Source organism: Amedibacterium intestinale, from assembly GCF_010537335.1.
Taxonomy (GTDB): Bacteria; Bacillota_I; Bacilli_A; order Erysipelotrichales; family Erysipelotrichaceae; genus Amedibacterium; species Amedibacterium intestinale.
This window is the reverse complement of the sequence record NZ_AP019711.1, coordinates 2053245-2072951: the sequence shown is the minus strand read 5'-3', so window position 1 is coordinate 2072951 and position 19707 is coordinate 2053245. Positions and strand designations below refer to the sequence as shown.

Here is a 19707-nt window from a genome sequence, read left to right as displayed (position 1 = left end):
AATAGTTAAGTAATTATAATTAAATTTGCTTAACTATAAAGGAGGATACTATGCTTTTAAAAGATACTCTTAATCATTTTTTCTACACAATGAGTGTAAACGAGCTTCAACTAATGAATGAAAAATTCAAGAATCTGAATATCACATACAATAGCCTGCTGTATTTAGATCTTATTGCCCAGACACCAAAATGTACGATCACACAACTTGCACAAACACTTCATATTTCCAAGTCTGCCGTTACCTTAAAAGTGAATGAACTGGTTAAGCAGGGACTTTTAATCAAGCAACAAAGCAAACAGGATAAGCGTGTCTACTATTTACATCTAGAAGAAGAAATCAAAGACATCTATACACAGTATGACAAAGCTTTATATAAAGCTATGCAAAAAGTAAATGAACAGTTTTCTATAGAAGAACAGGAAATTTTTTCTAAAATACTAAAGGAAATTGAAGAAAGTTATATAAAGGAGATTTTTAATGGAAAATAAATTAGCACAAAACTTTACCATCACATCATTATTAAAATTTACAGCACCTACCTGTATTATGCTTGTATTTATGTCTTTATACCAAATGACAGATGCTGTTTTTGTATCCAATTTTGTTGGTGAAAATGCTTTATCTGCATTAAATATCGTATTTCCCATTCCAAGTATTATTATCGCAATTGCCATCATGCTGGCAACTGGAGGAAGTGCCATTATTGCGAAAAACATGGGAGAGGGAGAACCTAGAAAAGCAAAACAAAACTTCTCAATGATCATTATGGTCGGCATCATTCTTGGTTTTATTGTTATGATTATTGGACTGTTATGGATAGAGCCAATCATTAAGATTTTAGGTGGAACTCCTAAGTTATATTCATATTGTTATGATTATCTATTTATCTTGCTTCTAGCATGTCCATTGACCGTTGTACAAATGTTGTTTCAAACCTTTTTCGTTACTGCCAGCAAGCCGCATCTAGGTTTAGCTTTAACCATATTAGGTGGTGTATCCAATATCGTTTTTGACTATTTGTTTATCGTAGTTCTTCAAATGGGAGTAGCTGGAGCCGCCATAGGAACTTCTATAGGTTATGCTCTTCCTGCAATCATCTCACTTCTTTATTTTGCATTGAATCGTAAAGGAACACTTTATTTGATAAAGCCTGTCTTTGATAAAAATGTATTATTAAAAACATGTACAAATGGTTCTTCTGAAATGGTTACAAACCTTGCCATTGCGATTGTTACTTTATTGTTTAATAAAATCATGTTAAAGTATATGGGAGAAAATGGTGTAGCGGCAATTACGATTGTCTTATATGCACAGTTCTTGCTTACTTCTATTTTCATGGGATTCAGTTCTGGTATTGCTCCTGTATTTAGTTACAATTATGGAAACAACAACAAAGTACAAATAAAAAAATTATTCAAAATGAGCGTAGGTATCATTTCTGTTTTATCTCTTGCAATGTTTCTTATTGCCATCCTGTTTGCTACTCCTATCATTTCTGTATTTACAAGTCCCGACAGTGAAGTATTTGCGATTACTTACCACGGCTTCTTCTTATTTTCTATCAGTTACTTATTTACAGGTATGAATATCTTTTCTTCAAGTATGTTTACTGCATTTTCCAATGGTAAAGTATCCGCAATGCTATCTTTTTTAAGAACATTTGTGTTTTTGATTGCTGCCTTGCTTATCCTTCCAGAGCTTATGGGCGTTGATGGCATCTGGCTTGCTGTTCCTATCGCAGAGCTATTAGCTATCATCGTTTCTATTACTACCATATATAAAAATAAAGAATACTTTCAGGCTTAAATTCTTTCTAAATTCTCGTATAGCAAATAAGAATAACAGTAAAAATCATATATGTATAAGGAGAAAAAACATATGAAAGAAAACAAATATGATGATGAACAATTTTTTAAAAAATACAGTGAAATGGAACGTTCTAAAAAAGGATTAGAAGGTGCTGGAGAGTGGCATGAACTGCAAAAAATTCTTCCAGATTTCCATGATAAAAAGGTTCTTGATTTAGGATGCGGCTATGGCTGGCATTGTAAATATGCTGCAAATCATGGTGCTGCTTCTGTTTTAGGAATAGATATATCCCATAAAATGCTAAACATCGCAAAACAGAAAAACAAGGATGAAAAAATAGAGTATCAATGTATCGCAATGGAGGATTTAGATTTTGAAGAAGCATCCTTTGATGTTATCATAAGTTCTTTAGCTTTCCATTACGTAAAAGATTTTGAATCCCTGGCAAACAATATTTCCAAATGGCTAAAACAAGGTGGAGAATTTGTATTCTCTGTTGAACATCCTGTCTTTACTTCCTATGGCACACAGGACTGGTATTATGATGAAAACGGAAATATCCTTCATTTTCCAGTAGATAACTATTATTATGAAGGAAAGCGAGAAGCTGTTTTTTTAGGAGAGAAAGTAATCAAATATCATAGAACACTGACAACGTATCTTAATACTCTACTACAAAAAGGATTTATGCTTCAACATATCATAGAACCAAAACCTCCACAATCTATGATGCATTTGGAAGGTATGAAAGATGAAATGCGTCGTCCTATGATGCTTTTACTATCTTTTAAAAAGTTGTAATTTAAACATCTTCATCGTAAAACAATTAAAAAATGTAAAGAGGTAATCGTATATGAAACCAAATCTTATCTGGCAAAAAAATAATTTTACTATTCGTTTTGCACAGCCTAGTGATTTTGAACCATACTTCAACAATAGTTTTTGTCCTTCTGATAAAGAAGTCATTCGCTTAACTGGCTCTAAAGAGAAATATACAAAAGCAGAAGTCAAAGCTTTCTTTCAAAACGCAATTAAAAACGAAGACTTCTATCTATTTCTCATTCTTTCCCCTAATCAGGATATCATAGGAGAAGTTGTAATAAATGAAATAGATCATAGACTTCGCTGTGCTAATTTTCGTATTGCCATCTTTTCAGCCAATGCACGAGGAAAAGGCATTGGCAGCTGGGCAGTAAGATGTATTCGAGATTTCGCCTTTGAATATCTAAAACTTCATCGCTTAGAACTTGATGTTTTTGATTTTAACCCAAGAGCAAAACACTGTTACTTGAAAGCTGGATTTAAACAGGAAGGTATTCTTCGAGATGCTGTTTTAGATGGAGAAACTTATGCAAACAGCATTATCATGTCTATTTTAGAAGATGAATGGAAAGAAATAAAAAAAGTTGAAAATAACAAGGAAAATCCTATATAAAATTACAAGCTATATTATAAGTTTCCAATACAGCATCTAAATTTCCCTTTTGATTTTTCTATTTTCTAGCACTTTTGCTGAGAAATAAGCAATGCATATCATACCATGCGTACAGTTCTTTTCTAAAACCAGTTTTCTATGATAAAATACAGGTGGTGAGAAATATGTATCGATTAAAAGAAGACCATATGGAAGAATTAGAAATTAAAAAAAGTCGTTTTCTTTGTTATTTGCATAAAACATTTAGTGAAGAAGATGCGAAAGAATATATCTTAAAAATAAAAAAAGAACACCCAAATGCCAGACACCACTGCTATGCTTTTATCATTGGAGAACATAATGAAATCCAAAGAAGCAATGATGATGGTGAACCAGGTGGAACAGCTGGTGTACCTATGCTGGAGTGTTTAACAAATCGAAATATGCAAGATACCCTTGCGGTAACTGTTCGCTATTTTGGAGGTATTAAATTAGGTGCAGGTGGATTGATTCGTGCTTATTCAAAAAGTGTTGCCAATGCACTTGATCATGCTGTATTAACACAAAAGGAAATCATGCAGGAATATACACTATCTTTCTCTTATGATTTGGTAGGTAAACTTGATTATTACTTTAGAAGTCATCAAATTGAGATAAGTGATAAGCAGTATGACGAAGAAGTTTGTTATACCTTTTTATCAAAAACAGATGTAAACGACGATATTTTAGAAATCACAAATGGAAAATATCAGGCACAGTTTCAAAAAGAAATCTTACTTGATGTGGAAGTTCATACGATAGAGGAGTAATCCTCTTTTTTTATACCTTCACGTTTTTATACATATCAAGAAAGTACAACAAAAACTGCTCTGCCAAAGAATTTTTCGCAATCTCATTTTTAGCTTCTTCAAAGGAAAACCACTTTGCTTCATCTACTTCCTCTTTATCTATATCTAAAGTTTCACTATCCAAAACAACAGCAAAGTTTAACATAAGCGTATTTGTTTTTTCATAATAAGAGCTTTTTAAATATTGATAAGAAATAATATCTCTTCCTATTTCCTCTTTCATCTCTCTTTGTATCGTTTCTTCTGCATTTTCGCCCTTATTCACATAACCAGCTACTAGTATATTACGATTTTTTCCATACTGTTTAATTAACAGTATCCTATCTTTTTTAGGATTTAACGCAATCATCGATACTGCTGTATTAAACATCGGAAAATATAGTTTATCACAAGAACTGCAATAAGGTATCTTCCCTTCTTTTTCTATACTTTTTAAAACAAGTTCTTTTCCACACTGTTCACAATATTTCATAAATCCTCCTATTTAGTTTTTCTACCAAATATTATAATAACTTCTATTGCTAAAACAATCTTCATTCATATGTTTTAAAATTATTAATTAAACACCACTTTCTTTGAATTTAATTTATCAAGATACATATTTTCTTATAATTTATAATCAAAAATTCAAAAAGAGCAGAACCTTGTCTGCTTTTTTTGAATATATTATTCTGAAACTCTAAATAGACAAATCTTCTCCATTAGAATTAATTACTTTTTTATACCAATAGAATGAATCTTTGCGATATCTATTATATGTTCCATTACCTTCATCATCAGCGTCTACATATACGAATCCATACCTTTTTGTCATTTGGCAATTTCCACAACTAACTAAATCAATACATCCCCACGGAGTATAACCAATTACATTGCATCCATCATTTAATGCATCCTTAATTGCTTGAATGTGTTTCGATAAATATTCAATGCGATATGCATCATGTACACTTCCATCAGTTTCAAGTTTATCATGTGCACCTAATCCATTTTCGACAATAAATATAGGCAAACCATAGCGATCATTCATATCATTTAAAGTAATTCTAAGACCAATTGGATCTATACACCAATCCCAATCTGTTTTCTTCAAATATGGATTTGAAAGATTTCTAATAAAGGCTCCTATAGGTTCTTTTTTATCTTTATCATTACTTATAACTGCTGTATGATAATAACTAATGGAAATAAAATCTACTTTACCTTCTAATAATATTTTTTCATAGTCTGGATAATAGTCTATGTTAATATTATTTTTCTTATAATAATTTAAAATTGATTTTGGATAAAATCCCTTAGCCTGTACATCTGTAGGAAAATAATTAAATTGATTTTGTTGTTGAGTGGCTAATACATCTTCTGGTTTACATGTATATGGGTAATTTTGCAATCGAGCAATCATATTTCCAACATAACTTTCTTTTGCATGTTCATGAAAATATTTGACAGTTAATGCACTAGCAATTAATTGGTGATGAAGTGCTTGATGTATACACTCTTCATTTGAGCGCTTAGACTTTTCGACAAATAGACCTCCACCTAAATACGAAGAATTCATAATCATGTTAATCTCGTTAAATGTAATCCAGTATTTAACCTCATGAGCATATTCATCAATCAAAAATTTTGTATAATGTGTAAAAAATTCAATAAGTTTAGGACTTTCCCAGCCATTGTATTCTTCTAAAAGAGAAACAGGTATTTCATAATGTATCATCGTAACCAATGGTTCTATACCATATTTATGACACTCTCTAAATACATTATGATAGAACTCTACCCCATCTTTTAGAGGCTCTTTTTCTTTACCAGTTGGAAACAGTCTACTCCATGAAATACTCATTCTAAAGGTTTTAAACCCCATTTCTGCTAATAATGCAATATCTTCCTTATATCGATTGTAAAAATCGCTCCCTCTACGAAAAGCAAAGTTATATTCATTTTCATGCAATTTATGGTCATTGTACATTTCTTCAGTAACATTAATTGGAAATGTTTTATCTGTATCATCTTTCTCTACTCTTCTAATATAATCTAAATGTGATTTCCCTCTACCTCCAATAGCATAACCTCCTTCATATTGAGATGCTGATGTAGCACCACCCCATAAAAAATTTTTTGGAAAACTCATGACTTTTTACCTCCTATTTTACCTTTTCTGGCTTATATAAAATAAATGTTGCTATAAATGAAACTATTAATGTAATTACGACTCCTATGCAGGCATGAATCAAATTATTTGCAAGAGCACCTTCACCTACATATGCAGTTAATTGGAATAGATTAGGTGGCAAAAATGCCAAAGTTCCAACATGCATTAATCCATAATATAATCCTCCAAATCCACTGCCTATCATGGCTCCAATCATTGGTGTTTTATATCTTAATGTAATACCATACATTCCTGGTTCACTGATTCCTGGAACGATATCAGAGAAAGCACTACTAAATGCAAATGATTTTAATTTTGAATCTTTAGTTTTTACTCCAACCGCTAAACACGCTCCACCTTGACCAAAATTTGCAATAAAGAATGATGGCATCATTATTGGATCAATTCCTGTTTCTGCAATTTGACTAATAGCAATTGGTACAGTTCCAACATGCATACCAACCATAACTACCCAAGGAATAAATGCAGATAATAATGCTACTGCTATAAACCCAAAAGTATTGTAAAATGTTGTAACTAAGCTTGCAAAACCAGAAGATAACATAGTACCTATTGGTGCTAAAAGACAAAATGTCAATGGTGTCATAATTAGTAATGTTAAAACAGGTTCTAGAACGGTTCTTATAGATTTTGGACTATACTTTGAAATTACTTTTTCAACATAGCTCATTACCCATACAGATAGAATAACCGGAACAACAGTACTGCTATAGGATGCAGGATAAATAGGTAATCCAAAAACACTTAAAGATGTCCCTTCATTTACTGCTGAAATGAATGAAGGGTGTATTAAAGCAGCTCCTATCATTCCTCCTAACGCTATATTTGCTCCAAATTTTTTAGCAGCAAATCCACCTATAATTACTGGCATAAAATAGAATGCTGAATCTGCTACAAAACTCAAAGTTATTAAAGTCGGAGAGTTAACATCTAGCCATTCAAATTGTTGGATGACTAATACAATAGCTTTTAATAATCCTGATGCTATAAGCATAGGTAATATTGGTACCATACAACCTACTATACCATCGACAATTGCTGAAAATATTCCTTTAATTGTCTTTCTTTTCTTTTTAACTTCATCATTTTTTTTATCTAAATTTTCTTCTATGATTTCACTTTTATTAAGTCCTGTTAATTTTATAAATGCATCATAAACTTCATTGATCTCATTTCCTATAATAATTTGAAGCTGTTCTCCTGTAAACTGTGCTCCAATAACATCTAACTCTTTGATAGCATCTAAATTTACCAATCCTGTATCCTTAAAATTTAAACGTAATCGTGTATAACAATGCATTGCATTAGTGATATTTTTTTTACCACCAACATTTTCTAGAATAGACTTAGCTAATGCGTTATAATCTTTCATTTACTTATCCTCCCATTCTATAATTTTGGTTGTTTAATATTGGCCACCTATTATACAAACCGTATATTATACTCGTGTACACATTCTATTAATGTGTAACATGAGATATAAACGTTCTTCTTTGTTCAACTTTCTTTGTAGTTTTTCATCAAAAACTTGTTCAATGAGTAAGGTACATTCATATGCTTTTTCAAATCTCTTTTTTATTTCATCATACATTTTTTCATTATCGCTATCTATTTGTTCATTTTTGATAATGCGTTTAATTAAATAATCCATATGAGTAACAAATCTAGAATAATTAAAACTATTTACATCTATCTTTATTTTATATACTTTTTCTAAAATACTCCTAATTTGATGAACTAATTCTTCTGAATCAATTGAACAGTCGCTATATTTTTTTATTTGGCTATTTATAAAATGCAATGCTAGAGTTCCAACTTCCTGTGTCGGTAAATCATAGCCAGTATATTCTTTAATTGTTTTAAGTGCTTTTTCAGCATAAAGAATTTCTTTAGGATATAACAGTTTTAAATCTTCTTGAATTGGCATCTCCATTTTTACATTCTCTACATTACGTTTAATAGCAAAATTAATATGATCCGCAATGGATAATGCTGCGCTTGATAACATTGTTACATTTAAACTTTTCTCTAGTTCTTCAACAATTTTAATGCTTACCTCTATGACATTAACCGGTATTTCTTCTAATACACTATAATCAGATATATTATGACTATAAAAAGTCCTATCAATCTTTTCCAAAGGGATTTCATAAGGGGGTCTTATGAAACCTATACCTTTCCCAAAAGCTACGACCTCTCTTCCTTTAGAATCTATACATAAAGAGACATTATTATTAATGTTTTTTATTACTTTCACATTTCATCACCTAACTTAACTACTACAGAATCATTATCAACAATTCCTTTATTTGAAATAATTGTTAAATTAATATCTTTAGTAATGATAACCATTGGAGTAGTTAGATTTGCATTTTCTTTTCTAAAAAAATCTAAGTCTACTTCAATCAACTTTTGTCCTTTTTTTACTTTCTGATTATTTGAAACAAAACATTTAAAACCTTTACCATTATAATTAACAGTATCTAACCCTACATGTATCATAATTTCTGTGCCATTTTTAGCTTTTAAACCTAGAGCATGTTTTGTTTCTGCAACCATAGTAATAGTTCCATCACAAGGAGAAGAAATTGTATTGTTTAATGGTTTAAATGCAATTCCATCACCTAATAACTTATTTGAAAAAACTGGATCTGGTACATCTTCTATTGCTATGCATTCACCTTTAACTGGAGCATACAAATCCATTTTTTTATTTCTAAATAATCCAAACATAAATACCTCCTAATATTTAAAAAGGTTCCTTAAAGCCATCCTAAAAAAACTAAAGTCATTTTAGGACAAGCCTCAAAGAACCTTTGAGTAACAAACCTATCTTACAATATAAAGTATAATGAAAACGATTCCAAATGTCAACGCTTTTTTTTATTCTTTCTAAATCCTATTTCGTTACCTTATTTTAATGATACAGTGTATAATTCTAAAATCGAATTAGAAAACATTTTATTATATTTAGACTATCATCTTTCGACACCTTCTAATGATCTAGTTCTTTTGTTAGTTTCCAGAGTTCACTCAGAGAAATAAAACAGATTGCATCACTTTTCTCTTTTGCGACTTGACGTTGTTTTTTCACATTTCCTTCATATAATTTATGCAATGTATTTTTATCCATCATATATTGCACATAAGAAAATTTCTTCATCAAAAACCATTTTACAATGATTTGATAAATTGCAGTTTCTTTATCTTCACTTGCTAATAAGATATCTTTTATATGTTCTTTTTGTTCCTGTGCCATTGCATTTGCCATTTCATACATTTCATCATAACTGTCAAAAACGATGGAATCCAGTTGTCTTTGTACAATACCAGCTTTTCTACGCTGATGGAAAAAGGCTGTTACACTCTCCAGCATTCTACTAATCGTTTCCTTTGAAACACTCATGGCTATAATTTCATTTCTAGTTCCTTCATACTCATTTTCTGGTTCACTAATGACATAGTAAAGTGCCTTTGCAAGTATGTATTCTTCTTTATCCCCTATTGTTAAAATTAATGCTTTTTGCTCTCCGTCAAAATTTCCATATACGATATATGGACAGCATATTGTTTCTTTAGGAAGTTTAAATGCATCTTTATATCGAATAATCTGATTTGCAATTGCATCTTTATTTATATTTAATCTTAAGTTACATACAATTCGTAAATCATTATCTTCTTCAAATAAAGCCTGTAAAACTTCTTTCGTTTCTTTCATTTCTTCATTTGTTTCAATGATGGAAAGGTAGTCTTCTAAAAATCCATTAAAATCACTGATTCCGCTATCCTCTTCTCTTTTATCCTTCACCTCATATAATATATCATAGATTGCCATAGTTTTTTCCTCCTCTCCCAGTCGATGTTCATACTTTTCGTTTATAAAAACTATGTAAATGTCCCTTTCTTCTATTATAAAAAATAAAAGGCATATCAGCCAAATATCCCTCTTCTAGGATTTATACTTAATGTGATATTTACAATTACATTTTACAACTATTTTGATTTTTTTCAATAACTATTTAAGCGTTTTCATTCTTTGTTTGGCATTTTATAGTATATCTATCTTTTCAAGTCTTGTCTCTATCTACATTCATTATTCTTCTATATCTTACATATCCTATTATCGTATGAAACCTTATGTTTTATATTTACTAATTGTATTGCAAGGAGTAAAATATAGACAATATATTTAAAGAAGGTGAATGCTATGAATAAAGAAATGCTGTTGTCTTTATTAGAGACAAACGCAAGATATGATACTAGAGATCTTGCGGACATCTTATTAGAAGATGAAGAAAGTGTTATCCATACCATGAAGGATATGGAAAAGAAAAAAATTATATGTGGTTATCATACAATCATTAACTGGGATAAAACAAACAAAGATAAAGTTATGGCTATGATTGAAGTAGAGGTCGCCCCTGAAAGAGATTATGGATACGATCGCATTGCGAGAAATATTTATCGTTATCCAGAAGTGGATACGATGTATTTAATGAGTGGTAAAAGTGAATTCATTGTAATTATCTATGGAAAGACAATGCAGGAAATATCTAATTTTGTTGGCGCAAAACTGGCTACTACCGACCATGTTACCTCCACTTCTACTTTTTTTGTATTAAAACAATATAAAATCAATGGTGTTATTTTTGATGAAGAGGATAGAGCTGAAAAAAGGTTGGTTGTGACACCATGAGAGATTATGAATCCTATTTAAGTGAAACGGTTCGTACAATCAAACCAAGTGGAATTCGTCGTTTCTTTGATTTGGCGAATGATATGGAAAATGTAATTTCTCTTGGTGTAGGGGAACCGGATTTTGATACTCCTTGGCATATTCGAGAAGCAGCTATCTATTCTATCGAAAGTGGAAAAACACATTACACCGCAAATCAGGGACTTCTTAGTTTACGTGAGGAAATCTGTTCTTATATGAAGAGAAGATTTCATTTAGAGTATAATCCAAATGATAATGTAATTGTTACAGTTGGAGGAAGTGAAGGTATCGATATTGCCTTACGTGCCTTTGTAGATATCGATGATGAGGTCATCTTAACACAGCCAAGCTATGTAGCTTATACTCCAGGTGTCCAGCTATGCAAAGCAAAGCCAGTTTATGTACAGCTGGAGGAAAAAGATCAATTTAAACTAACACCAGAAAAGTTATTGGCTGCTATCACACCAAAATCAAAAGTTTTATTGATTAATTTTCCTAGTAATCCAACAGGTGGTGTGATGACAAAAGAAGATTATGAAAAACTAGTGCCAATTATTAAAGAACATGAATTGATCGTTATCAGCGATGAAATTTATGCAGAACTTACCTATGATGATAGTTTTTATTCTTTAGCTAATTTCGATGAAATCAAAGATCAGGTTATTATCATTAGTGGTTTTTCAAAAGCCTATGCGATGACCGGATGGAGATTAGGGTATGTCCTGGGAAATAAAACTTTTATCAAGGCAATGAATAAAATTCATCAATATATCATTATGTCAGCCTCTACCCCTGCACAATATGGTGCAATTGATGCCATGCGTAATGGAGATATCCATGTGCAGGAAATGCGTGAATCTTATCTTGCTAGAAGAAATTATATAACCAAGGGATTTAATCGTTTAGGGTTAACAACACATCTTCCACAAGGGGCGTTTTATATTTTTCCGGATATTCGCTCTACTGGATTAACAAGTGATGAATTTTGTGAAAAACTATTACAGGAACAGCATGTTGCCTGTGTTCCGGGAACTGCTTTTGGAGAAGCAGGTGAAGGTTTTATTCGTGTGTCTTATGCATATAGTATTGAGCATATAAAAGAAGCATTAGATCGTATTGAGAAGTTTTTAGATAAACTTCATGCAAATAAATAGTATTAATACAAAAGAAACCGACTCATTACGGAATCGGCTTCTTTTTTATTCATCTGCCTGTTTTAAAGAGGACAATTGCAGAAGAATTAATCATTTAATTTTCTTCTTTTTTTAAGAAGTGAAACAATAGCTCCACCAGATAACAAGGCAAATGCCAACAATCCTTTTGTATTGCTTTCTACACCTGTTTTTACATCATCTTTGTTTTCGATAGAACTATCTTTATCCCCAGATGATGGTTTTTCTGGTTTTTGTTCTGGAAGTGTTCCTTGTTCTTTTAATACAAGAGAAGTAATTGCTTTATCTAATGCAGCATAGGCTTCATTAACTTCTTTCTGTGTTGCTTTTTCGTTATCAATTACTTTCTGTGCATTTGCTATCGCATTTTCTAACACTTTCCAGCTTTCTGGAGTATAGTATTTACTATCCAAGCGAAGTGCTGTAGACAATTTATCCATTAATGCTGTCTTATCTACATTTGTTTCTTCTTTTAACTGCAATCCATTCATTGCTTTTTCCAAAGAAGTTTTTGCACTGTCTACTTTTTCTTGTGTAGCATTTTCATCTGCATTTATTTCTTTTGCTTCAGCCAATGCTTTTTTAAATACATTTACACTTTCTTCTGTATAACGTGTTGTATCAATTAAATCTGCTCGTTTAATTAAATCGTTCAATGCCGTTTTATCTACTTCTCCAGGCCCTGGTTCTGTAATAGGATCAAGTGCCTGAATAGCTTCAGATAGATTTGCTGTTGCTAATAACACATCATAATCTGTAGCATTATCATCTTTCATTACAACTTCTGCTTTTTCTAATTTTTCTTCTAATACTTTCCAAGAATCTGGAGTATAATCTTTTTCATTTAATTTTTTAGCGTCATCAATTGCAGCTTTTAATCCAGATTTATCAACAACGATTGGCTGGTCAATCTTTTCTCCCATTAAACGAATTTCTGCTGCTGATGCATATTTATTTGTTGTATCTCCAATTGTTTTTGTTGCTTTTACTTTTACATTCGTTACATTTTCAACTGCATCAAAGTTTACAGCCTGCCATCCTTTCGTACCGAATTTAGCTTCTTTCACTTTTGTATAGTCTTTGCTATCTTTTGTTTTTACCCAAATTTCCGCTTCTGTAATAACTCCATTATTTCCATTTGAACGTGGCATCATTCTTAATCCGGCAACTGTTGCTGGTTCTTTCAACGCAATATCAATCCACTGGTTATCTTGAGAAGTTCCACCCCAGCTTGTATGCCAGATTGTTCCTTCATCACCATCTAGTACATTTTTTGCAGGGCCTTCATCACCTGTTGTCGCTTGTTCATTTCCAGCCGTTGCTTTCATTCCATCTGTCGCAATATCACGAGATTCGTCACTTCCATCAACACCAGCAGATGTATCCATTCGTATTATTGCTCCTCTTAATGCATAGAACGCTTCTTCAATATCTTCTTGTGTAACGTTATCCTTATCTAAAGCTACACGAGCTTTTGCGATTTCTTTTTGGAATGCATTCCATACTTCTGGCTCATAATCTGTTTTATTATATTTTGATTCTGCTTCTTTGATTAAATCATTCAAACTACTTTCATTGATTGTTTCTTTTACCTGTTCAATTACGACATTATCTAATACAATTTCTTTATAACCGCCAAAGTTTGCTGCTGAACCACTTGTTCCCTGTAAATCTGGAGCTTTATTTGTGGAATAAATACCAAACCATGTTTGTCCACTTGCATCTCCAATAATTTCTGTTGTATAATGTCCATCTTTATCTTTACCCATAGACATAGGCAATTCATCTAATTCTACATTGCCATTGTATTCTCCATTTCCAACAGCAACCGCATAGGTTCCTTCGCTTCCTGTTTGATAATCAAAGCTTACTTTATATTTTTTACCTGGTTCAAAACGGAAGTTTTGTGGAATTGTTTGATAAATTAGATTATTTTTCTGTGTTAATCCATTTACTTTTACAGACCAGTTTCCATCAAGTACATCATCCATTTTCTTTACATCCCATCCAGCTTGTGTATATGGGGCATGCAATTCAGAAAGGTGAATACGATTGTCTTCTACGCCTTCACTTCCACTAACAACAAATGGATAAATTCCCTGTACATTGTTTTCAAAATCCTGTTCAAATTTAACAACTTCACCATCTGCATTTTTTGTTATATTTTTAGCTTCATTTTCTACAATACGTACATCATCAAAGTATGTTGCTCCTTCTCCTGCATCACGAGATAGTGTTAATGTAACTTCTCCTGATTGTGGAGCTGTAAAATGTACATACATATGCTGGAAATAACTACTTCCATCAACCGTTGCACTTGCATTGCTATGTGTATATGCTTTTACATAATTTTTCGCAATTGATCTTGTTGTATAGTTAGAATCTAATACTTTATCGCCTGATTTAACAGTCATTTTGGCTTTCGCATCGCTTCGATTGTCAACACCAACCAATACCGCATATTGCTTTCCTGGAGTTAAATCTGTCAATGTCTGTGTCATTGACACTTCACCACTTAATTTCATCATTGGATTGCTGTATTGACTCTTCGCAATTTCTGCTTTTCCACTTCCCTGTTTTGTCCATGCATCAAAATGACCACTGTTGAATCCTGCATCTACGATATGCATTCCTTCACTCCATGTAATATCAAGATTTCCTTTTTCACCTTTATATACAACATAAGGAACTTCAGATTCAGCCTCTAATGTAATTTTTCCATTTTTTACTGGTACTGTTTTTTCTTCTGTTTTTCCCAAATCTGTAAGTTTATAAACTTTAACATCTTTTAAGTCTTTCCAGCTATCAGGAAGATCCCATTCGCTAGTACCTCCCTGTGTATTCCAATGATAAAGTTTTTCATCTTCGGATTTTACAGGATCACCTGTTTTCGCATCCCAGAACCAAGGCAATAAATAAGTTTCTGTTCCTTTAGCACCTGTATCTCCTCTTGATACAGCACCTTTAGAAATTACTTTGCCATTTAATGTCATCGTTCTATCTCTATATGCAGGATCATTTGGATCATCAGAACCTCTTTCAAGAACTAAAGTATCTTTGCCATCTTTTAAAGTAATCTTCATTTCTGGTGTCCATGTATAAGGTTTACCATCTGGATTTGTAGCAGTAAATGATTTTCCATCTTCCCAATCTACAATTTCATGATGCTGAATAAATTTTGTAGTTAAATCATGTGTGTAAATATTTTTAATATAAGCATCATAGTCGTTACGACCTTGCCATCCTTCAAAGTCTTTCATATTATATCCGCCAAGTAAAGGCGCAATCGCTGCTCCACCATAATTTGGATAATCTCCTACCCAAGAATCTTTTTGATGGTTGCGTAAGAAACGCATTACTTCACTGTTTTCACCTTTTAGTGTATAACCTCCATATGTAAGGTCTGTTGCCCAATGCTGGAATGTAGAATCGTATTCATTTGCAGAACCCCATTCTGTAGCCATTCTCCATCCATTATCATTAATTTCTTTTGATAACTTACGTGTCTGCCATGAATCATCGCTTCCACCTGTCTTATTTCCCCAAATATCTACATAAACAAAGTCAAGCTTTTGTCCAACTTTTTCTTCCAGTTCATCAAAACGTTTTTCTCTTGATCCTGTTCCTAAGTCATATACGCTGTCAATTCCAATACCCTGGTCAATCCAGTTCCAGCCATAACGAAGGTTTCCATTTGCATCACGACGAACTAAATCTTCATTAAATGCTTTGGCTTCTGGATACATTTCACCAGCATTGACATGAATACCAAATCTAGCACCATATTCTGCACCTTTTTCCATTAAGGTATTCATATCTTTTTCTCCACCGATTCTTTGTCCAATATTTGCATAATCCGGATGACCTGAGTCATGACCTTCATTTCCATATCCTTTTAATAATACAGATTGTCCAAGTCCATCTGTGTGCATTGCGACACGTTTTACATTATCCAGTGTTGTTAAGAATGGGTTTTGTGCCTGCCCACCAAAATTCATCGCAATTCGATAAGAAACAAGTTCTGGAACATCTTCACTCTTATATGGGTTATGCATAATATCACGGAAAGCAACAGCACCATCCTGCCAGTCGATTTCTTTATCTCCATTGATATTTCCTGCAATCGTAATTTTTGCCTGTGGATTTGCAGTTTCTTGTACTAAATGCCATTTCCCTTTAGAATCTTTTTCTTCTCTATGCCAATACCATTTCGTACTAGAAAGACCTAGTGATACATGTCCATCTTTTTCTTCTGTAGTTGCCATAACTCTTGTGTTGTGACTTCCTCCAGATACCCCAACAGAAACAGCACGTCCTTCATTTTCTGCATTACTCCAAAGCCCTGCGCTCATTTCATCATTAGAGATAAATGCATACATATAATCTCTGTTTCCAGATGCGGTTTTATCATTGACTTCAATATATTCATCACCACTAATGGTTGTGTTTGAAGACATTGCGGCACCTTTTAAGTTTGCCCCTTTCTGATCACTGTTAACTGAAATCAAACTATGATTTGGAATTTCAATGCTTTGAATTGCATAAATATGTTTTCCATTTTCATCTGTATATTTCTCATTCAATTTATTTTTAACATCTGTAATTTCAAAGGATAAAGCATCATCTTTTACTGATAAAACAGCTGTAATATCAGCATCAATTGTTCTTTCCTCTTTATTGAGTTTATTATTGTATACATGCATTTTATAAGTTGCCTGTGTTTTACCCTCATTAACCGTAAATTGAACATCGTCTGCTGAAAGTTTTATATCTTCTCCATTGATACGAATCGTATTTATATTAGAAGTTTGCCCATAGAATGTTTTATTTTTCAAATCTCCTTCTTTCATTACATATTTTTGAACACTTGGGAAGTTTTTATTAATAGAAACATCCATGTATGGAGTAGATAATGTTTCTGTTACTAGTTCTGGAGCCTTTGTTAATTTAATTTCCCCCAGATTTAATCCATCTCTACCTACTGTTATTTCATCTGTATAAGTTTCATATCCTTGTGCAGAAACAGATACCATGTATGTTCCTGGTTGAAGGCTTACTTCAAAATTACCTGATATATCTGTTTTTACACTTTCTGATCCTGCTTTAACTAAAGCATCTTTTATCGCATTACCCTCTGCGTCAAGAATTTTTCCTGTTACATTAACTTTTTCTGCCTCTTTTTGTCCAGGATAATGAATATCTTTCAATAGAATATTAGAACCACTATTTCCCCATGAACCTGCTTTAATCGCAATCTGATTTCCCATAGATGCAAAGATTCCAGAGAAGTCTTCTTTATCAAAGATTACTTTATCATTTAATTTAAAACTCATTTTATGATCAGCTGTCCATTCTACACGAACTTTATATTCCACACCTTTTTTTGGAGCAGCTTCTCTAGTTCCTTGATACCAGTCACCATTGCCATCTTTATATTTCTGCCAGAACCATCCACCATTATCATAGCCGATATACATACCATTATGATCGGTATTATATCCCAAATAAATACCAAAACGATCGCTATTATCTATATTGGTGTTTTCATTGTTTGACTTCATCGTAAATTCGAAATACCCTTCTTTTGTAAAATCAAACGTATTTGGATTGACTGTCATATAAGGATTTGTTCCAGGATTGTTTCTATCCCCTGGAGCGGATACAATATGAAGCCATCCATCTTCTACCTTAGAAGAATCGCCTTCTTGTACATTTTGCCCTTTCCATTCATCATAAACCCCATCTTCATAAACTACTTGTTTCTTTGTTTTTTTCTTTGTTGTATCTACAGTCTGTTCCTTTGCAGATACTGTATAAATATTTGATAAGACGGGTGTGCTAACCATTGCAGCAGCCATTGTAAGGTTGAATACCTTCAATAGTTGTTTCTTTTTCTTCATATTTTTCCTCCTCGTATCTCACATAGAAAAGATATCATGTAATCGCTTGCAAAGTATATAAAAATATTCACTTGTTTTTTATACATTTTGCTTAGCGTTCTAAAAGAATTTTTAAAATTTTCAATATATCTACAATTTAAGACAATATTCTTATGTAAAAAAAAAGATGATACAATTAAGTTCATCTTTTATAAAAATCCTCGAATCGGTACTGTTATTATACGAAAGATACTATACATGATTTTTTTCCCAATCCCTAATTCTTTAGGAACATAGTTCTTTCCATAGGTATATTCTCCATCTTTTCCCATTGTTTTACTATACGTTTTATTTTCTTCTACTTCCTGTCTCATCTGTTTATTTAATTCTTTAGAATCCACCGCAAGCATTAACTCTGTATCCTGATACGTGCTTCTCATATCCATATTATATGATCCAACAAGGCTCATCTCATCATCAATTAACAATGCTTTGGTATGACTGGAGTGTTTTCCCATATATTCATATACCTGTACCCCTGTATTCCATATCTTTTTCTTTTGATTTAAGTAGTCGCTGCATCCCCATGGATTTGCGCCGCTGGCTACATCATTTGTGATAATATCAATCTTTTTCTTCTGTTTCGTTAGATTTGTTAAATCACGATACATCTCCTTGCCACAAATAATATAAGGAGTCACAATTGTTGTATCGTTTCCCTGTTTTATTAGCTGAGTAATTGCATACCACATGTAGGGTTCTTTATTTTCTGCTTCAATCGGATTAGAAAGCAATGTAATCTTATCTGTTTCTATTGTTTTCTCTTCATAATTCCATTTTTTATAGGCATCTGGATATTGTTCCTGCAGTTTTTTGTATCTTTCTTCTAGCTGATGAATACTTTCCTCTATCTTTTTATTTACATTTTCACATGTATACTGTTTACTGTCAGAAAGTTGCCATACGCTGTTAAAATAATCTTTTAACTGATGAATCGATGCATTTTTATTCTTCTGTGTCTCATATACAAAAAGTTCTCGATCAATATTTTTTTCTTCTGTATATTCTCCTAAAAATAAATTCATAGTATTTCTTCCGCCTAATACATACATCTTATCATCAACGATGACATACTTATCATGTAACCTTGCCTGCAGTTTCCATGGTGTTAAAAGATTTATAGAGTTATATACCTTAACTTCAATATTTTCATGTGATGCCAAGGCTTTAAAGTAAGAATTTCCTCGCATATCTAAAAAGCCGCTGATTCCATCTACAATTACTTTTACTTTGACATTTCTTTGTGCTGCATGCAGTAAAGCTGCCATCATATCCTTTCCTGCAGCATCCGCATTAAAATCAAACGTAGACAATATAATTTCATCCTGTGCTTCTTCTATCATATGAAGTCGATAAAGAAGAGCATCTGTATTATCATCAATATAATCTACTCTTTCTGTCCCTGTTTTATCTGCATAAAATGCAGTTTGCTGAATACTTGTTTTATACGTTTCATTTACTTCTTTATGTGGAATATAAGGAATGGTTGCTGCACCTATATATACCAGAATAAAAGCTAAAAATGCCCATTTTATATATCGTTTTTTAAACATATTTGTTTCTCCTCATATATTCTTATTTACTACAATAATTAAGTGTATCCCCCTTTCCTGTTTCGTCAAGCATTTTTAT

At 32.3% G+C, this 19707-nt stretch carries 15 protein-coding genes; 7 read left to right on the top strand and 8 right to left on the bottom strand.

Features of this window, described 5'->3' with window-relative positions:
* Nucleotides 1-50: 50 nt before the first annotated feature.
* The 5 genes from A9CBEGH2_RS10285 to A9CBEGH2_RS10265 all read left to right on the top strand — a co-directional run bounded on the left by A9CBEGH2_RS10285 (nucleotide 51) and on the right by A9CBEGH2_RS10265 (nucleotide 4035).
* Nucleotides 51-491 (top strand): MarR family winged helix-turn-helix transcriptional regulator, encoded by a 441-nt coding sequence (locus tag A9CBEGH2_RS10285; RefSeq protein WP_115716142.1) that lies wholly within the window; start codon nucleotides 51-53, stop codon nucleotides 489-491.
* Nucleotides 481-1809, top strand: a complete 1329-nt coding sequence (locus tag A9CBEGH2_RS10280; RefSeq protein WP_118362031.1) for an MATE family efflux transporter — start codon at nucleotides 481-483, stop codon at nucleotides 1807-1809. The genes A9CBEGH2_RS10285 and A9CBEGH2_RS10280 overlap by 11 nt, the downstream gene beginning before the upstream one ends.
* Before the next feature lie 72 nt (nucleotides 1810-1881).
* Nucleotides 1882-2613: a class I SAM-dependent methyltransferase gene (locus tag A9CBEGH2_RS10275; RefSeq protein WP_118362030.1), complete on the top strand. Its 732-nt coding sequence runs from the start codon at nucleotides 1882-1884 to the stop codon at nucleotides 2611-2613.
* A gap of 52 nt (nucleotides 2614-2665) precedes the next feature.
* The gene (locus tag A9CBEGH2_RS10270) at nucleotides 2666-3247 is read left to right on the top strand and encodes a GNAT family N-acetyltransferase (protein ID WP_118362029.1); all 582 of its coding nucleotides are present in this window, start codon (nucleotides 2666-2668) and stop codon (nucleotides 3245-3247) included.
* 164 nt (nucleotides 3248-3411) lie between these two features.
* Nucleotides 3412-4035, top strand: a complete 624-nt coding sequence (locus A9CBEGH2_RS10265) for a YigZ family protein (RefSeq protein ID WP_163104722.1) — start codon at nucleotides 3412-3414, stop codon at nucleotides 4033-4035.
* A gap of 10 nt (nucleotides 4036-4045) precedes the next feature.
* On the opposite strand, the gene A9CBEGH2_RS10260 is transcribed toward A9CBEGH2_RS10265, so the two are convergent.
* From A9CBEGH2_RS10260 to A9CBEGH2_RS10235, 6 genes are all read right to left on the bottom strand, one after another.
* Complete coding sequence (locus tag A9CBEGH2_RS10260) at nucleotides 4046-4546, bottom strand: NAD(+) diphosphatase (protein ID WP_163104720.1); 501 nt, start codon at nucleotides 4544-4546, stop codon at nucleotides 4046-4048.
* A 207-nt stretch (nucleotides 4547-4753) separates the two neighbouring features.
* Nucleotides 4754-6205, bottom strand: coding sequence for a glycoside hydrolase family 1 protein (locus A9CBEGH2_RS10255; RefSeq protein WP_118362026.1), 1452 nt, complete (start codon nucleotides 6203-6205; stop codon nucleotides 4754-4756).
* 13 nt (nucleotides 6206-6218) lie between these two features.
* Entirely contained in the window at nucleotides 6219-7619 is a 1401-nt protein-coding gene (locus A9CBEGH2_RS10250) for a PTS transporter subunit EIIC (RefSeq protein WP_118362025.1), read from the bottom strand.
* A 66-nt stretch (nucleotides 7620-7685) separates the two neighbouring features.
* Nucleotides 7686-8504, bottom strand: coding sequence for a PRD domain-containing protein (locus A9CBEGH2_RS10245; RefSeq protein WP_118362024.1), 819 nt, complete (start codon nucleotides 8502-8504; stop codon nucleotides 7686-7688).
* Nucleotides 8501-8980, bottom strand: a complete 480-nt coding sequence (locus A9CBEGH2_RS10240; RefSeq protein ID WP_118362023.1) for a PTS sugar transporter subunit IIA — start codon at nucleotides 8978-8980, stop codon at nucleotides 8501-8503. The genes A9CBEGH2_RS10245 and A9CBEGH2_RS10240 overlap by 4 nt, the downstream gene beginning before the upstream one ends.
* Before the next feature lie 262 nt (nucleotides 8981-9242).
* On the bottom strand, nucleotides 9243-10082 hold the full coding sequence (locus tag A9CBEGH2_RS10235) for a hypothetical protein (protein ID WP_118362022.1): 840 nt from the start codon (nucleotides 10080-10082) through the stop codon (nucleotides 9243-9245).
* A 372-nt stretch (nucleotides 10083-10454) separates the two neighbouring features.
* Here A9CBEGH2_RS10235 and A9CBEGH2_RS10230 point away from each other — a divergent pair, with 372 nt between their 5' ends.
* Nucleotides 10455-10943 (top strand): Lrp/AsnC family transcriptional regulator, encoded by a 489-nt coding sequence (locus A9CBEGH2_RS10230; protein WP_115716151.1) that lies wholly within the window; start codon nucleotides 10455-10457, stop codon nucleotides 10941-10943.
* Complete coding sequence (locus A9CBEGH2_RS10225; RefSeq protein ID WP_163104718.1) at nucleotides 10940-12118, top strand: aminotransferase class I/II-fold pyridoxal phosphate-dependent enzyme; 1179 nt, start codon at nucleotides 10940-10942, stop codon at nucleotides 12116-12118. The genes A9CBEGH2_RS10230 and A9CBEGH2_RS10225 overlap by 4 nt, the downstream gene beginning before the upstream one ends.
* A gap of 86 nt (nucleotides 12119-12204) precedes the next feature.
* Here the strand turns inward: A9CBEGH2_RS10225 and A9CBEGH2_RS10220 are convergent, their stop codons facing one another.
* Together A9CBEGH2_RS10220 and A9CBEGH2_RS10215 are read right to left on the bottom strand one after the other, a co-directional pair.
* Nucleotides 12205-18036: an endo-alpha-N-acetylgalactosaminidase family protein gene (locus A9CBEGH2_RS10220; protein ID WP_163104716.1), complete on the bottom strand. Its 5832-nt coding sequence runs from the start codon at nucleotides 18034-18036 to the stop codon at nucleotides 12205-12207.
* Nucleotides 18037-18224: 188 nt separating this feature from the next.
* Nucleotides 18225-19628: a phospholipase D family protein gene (locus tag A9CBEGH2_RS10215; protein ID WP_118361388.1), complete on the bottom strand. Its 1404-nt coding sequence runs from the start codon at nucleotides 19626-19628 to the stop codon at nucleotides 18225-18227.
* Between the last annotated feature and the right edge of the window lie 79 nt (nucleotides 19629-19707).